General features: G+C 48.2%; 1 protein-coding gene. It reads left to right on the plus strand.

What is annotated here, in order from left to right; genetic code table 11:
* Window positions 1-637 (plus strand): DUF294 nucleotidyltransferase-like domain-containing protein (locus R7190_RS28390; protein WP_318137994.1); only part of this gene is annotated, 637 nt, incomplete at both ends.

Consider the following 637-nt stretch of genomic DNA (forward strand, 5'->3'; position numbering starts at 1 on the left):
ATTGTCCGTTACGAATCTCAAAACAGCTTGTTGCTGGTGAGCTCGATTTTCCAACAGACCAGTGTGGAGGATCTCAAACAAGTTTCCCTGCAAGTGAAAGATTGTTTTGTTCGCATGGTCAATGAAGACGCCAACGCACACATGATTGGACGAGCGATGTCGGTGATTGGCAGCAGCTTTAAGCAACGATTAGCGGAACTCGCCGAGCAAGAGCTTGGTCCCGCCCCAATTCCATACTGTCTGGTTGCGATGGGATCGATGGCGCGAGATGAGCAGCTCATCGTCACCGACCAAGATAACGCGCTGATTCTTGATGACAGTTACGATCCTGACAAGCACGGCGAATATTTCGCACAGTTTGCGAAATTTGTATGTGATGGATTGGCGGCATGCGGCTATACCTATTGTACGGGCGACATTATGGCTACCAATCCTGAATGGCGCAAAACCAAATCGCAATGGGAAGAGTGCTTTGGCGATTGGATCGATCATCCGACGCCAGAAAGGTTGCTCAACAGCAATATTTTCTTCGATTTGCTAGGGATTCATGGCCGGGTGAAATGGGCAGAGCAACTGAGTAGCTTTATTGTCAGACGAGCCAAAAAGAACAATCGATTTTTGGCTTGTATGGCTTACA

Source organism: Vibrio sp. 1078-1, assembly GCF_033340475.1.